General features: G+C 33.0%; 1 protein-coding gene. It reads left to right on the top strand.

Annotated features, from left to right (window positions below):
- The first annotated feature begins 208 nt into the window (after window positions 1-208).
- Window positions 209-2968, top strand: coding sequence for an adenylate/guanylate cyclase domain-containing protein (locus tag AC3DU7_RS29940; protein WP_488042881.1), 2760 nt, complete (start codon window positions 209-211; stop codon window positions 2966-2968).
- Window positions 2969-2970: the final 2 nt, after the last annotated feature.

Raw genomic sequence — 2970 nt, 5'->3', positions numbered from 1 at the left:
TCAATTAATATAACAGAAGAATATGCTACGCTAATAAATCAATAGTATTACAATCAAATTAAGTGATTATAATTGTTCCGAAGTTTATATGAAGTTTATATGAAGAAACCGCGCTCGAGTGAGGTAGTGTCTATAGCTGAACTAGGGGGTTAAAATTTCAATGAATTCATCACAAACTGGCCAAATCAAATAATTCTCATAGAAATATATGGCCTTAAGCCAGACTACCACAATGTTTCTGAAATCACTATTCCCCCGTATTAAGGTGAGCAGACATATACCTCTACGAGCTATTCTAATAGTACCATTTGTGGTTCAGATTTTTGGGGCTGTAGGTTTGACAGGATGGCTATCTCTACGTAATGGCCAGGAAGCTGTTAATGAAGTAACAACTCAATTAAGAAATGAAGTCAGCACTCGTATTCAAGAAAGATTAAAAGATTATTTAGAAGCACCAAAGGTTATTGCTCAAATTAATTGGGATGCTATTAATTTAGGTCATTTGAACATTCAGGATACGGCCAGTTTAACCCAGCAATTTTGGCGACAAAGATTTTTGTTTGATTCTGTTAATGTTTCTGCTATTTATTTTGGTAGTGCCCAAGCAGAATTTATTGGTTTGGGATTTCAAAATAATAATCAATGGCAAATTGGTAGAGCAGGTAAATCTACGAAAGGTAAATTTCATAGTCTTAGTATTGATAATCAAGGAAAATCTACAGAATTATTAGAAATTGGCAAAGATTATGACCCCAGAATTAGACCTTGGTATAAAAGTGCAGTTGAGGCAAAAAAACCAACCTGGAGTGATATTTATGCTGACTTTAAAGAATTAAGATTGAAAGTAACTTTGGTTCAACCTGTTTATCAAGATAATAATAAATTAATAGGAGTAGTTGGAGTTGATTTTGTTCTTTCTCACATCAGAGAATTTCTCCAAAGTTTAAAAATAGGTAAATCAGGACAAACTTTTATCATCGAACGCTCTGGATTTTTAGTGGCTTCTTCTACTGCTCAAAAACCATTTAGCTTAAAAGATGAAGAAGTCACAAGAATCAAAGCTGAAAATGTTAATAATTCTCTAATTAGTGTCACAGCAAATTATTTAATCAAATATTTTGGTGACTTTAGTAAAATCAATAAATCTCAGCAATTGGAATTTATACTCAATGGCAAGCGACAATTTTTACAAGTAGTGCCTTTTTCTGATGGTGAAAATTTAGACTGGCTAATTGTAGTTGTGGTTCCAGAAGAAGATTTTATGGAGAAAATTAATGTTAATACTCGTACCACAATTAAGCTGTGTTTAATAGCTTTATTTGTAGCAACAGTAATCGGGGTTTTGACTTCTCGTTGGATTAGTTATCCTGTTAAGTGTTTAAGTGCTGCTAGTAGAGAAATTGCTAGTGGAAAGTTCGATCAAATAGTTGAAATAAAAGCAGTAAATGAGCTAGAAATTTTAGCAGAATCTTTTAATTTAATGGCGCGAAAATTGCAGCAATCATTTGCTAATTTAGAAAAAACAAATGCTGAACTAGAACAACGAGTAGAAGAAAGAACAGCAGCGCTGCGTCAGTCAGAAGAAAAATTTGCTTTAGCTTTTAAGGCAAGTCCAGATGTAATTACTATTAGCAAACTTGCAGATAGTAAGATAATTGAAGTTAATGATAGTTTTCTGGAAATCACAGGTTATAGTCGCGAAGAAGTGATTGGTAAAACAGGAACAGAATTAAGTTTATGGGTAAATCTTGAAGAGCGAAGTAATATTTATAAAATATTAGAAGCTCATGGCAGAATTTATAATCAAGAAATTAGCTTGAGGCTAAAGTCAGGACGTATTAGAATTGGTTTATTATCAGGAGAAGTTATTTTTCTTGATAGGCAACTTTGTTTACTTTCAATAGTTAATGATATTACAGAACGTAAGGAAGCAGCAGAAGCATTACGAAAGGCTGAAGCAAAATATCGTAGTATATTTGAAAATTCAATTGAGGGTATTTTTCAAACTACACCTGATGGTTTTTTCTTAAGTGCTAATCCTGCTTTGGCCAAAATGTATGGTTATTCTAATTGTTCAGAATTAATTGCTAATATTAGGAATATTGCACAACAGCTATATGTTAATCCTAATCGTCGGCAAGAATTTATTAATAGTATCAATAAATATGGGGAAGTATCAAATTTTGAATCAGAGATTTATTGTTATGATGGTAGTATTATTTGGATGTCTGAAAAAGCTCGTGCTGTACGGGATGCTAATGGAGAAATTCTTTACTATGAAGGTACTGTAGAAGATATTACACTTCGCAAACAAGCAGAAGCAGCATTACGCGCAGAACAAGAAAAGTCAGAGCGCCTACTAATGAATATTTTACCTGAACCTATTGCATTTAAATTAAAACAGGATACCAGTGCCATAGCTGATTATTTTGAAAAAGCTACAATTTTATTTTCTGATATAGTTGGTTTTACTCCTATTGCTGCAAGGGTTTCCCCAATAGAATTAGTTAATCTGCTCAATGAAATTTTTTCTAAATTTGACTATCTAGCTGAATTATATGGTTTAGAAAAAATTAAGACTATTGGCGATGCTTATATGGTGGCAGGTGGGTTGCCAGTACCCCAAGAAAATCATGCAGAAGCGATCGCTAATATGGCATTAGATATGCAGCAAGAAGTTGATAGGTTTCAAACAGATATGGGCGATAAGTTTCAAATTAGAATTGGTATTAATACTGGGCCAGTAGTGGCGGGTGTAATTGGTACAAAGAAATTTATTTATGATTTGTGGGGAGATGCTGTGAATGTAGCTTCGAGAATGGAGTCTTCTGGAAAAGCTGGAAAAATTCAAGTTACAGCTACTACTTATGAACTATTAAAAGATAAATATATTTTTCACGAAAGAGGTTTAACTTCAGTTAAAGGTAGAGGTAAAATGCTCACCTATTGGTTGTTAGGAAAAAAGTAATT

The organism is Okeania sp., from assembly GCF_983059655.1.
The sequence above is the reverse complement of the archived record's forward strand: the minus strand, read 5'-3'. Positions and strand labels throughout refer to the sequence as shown.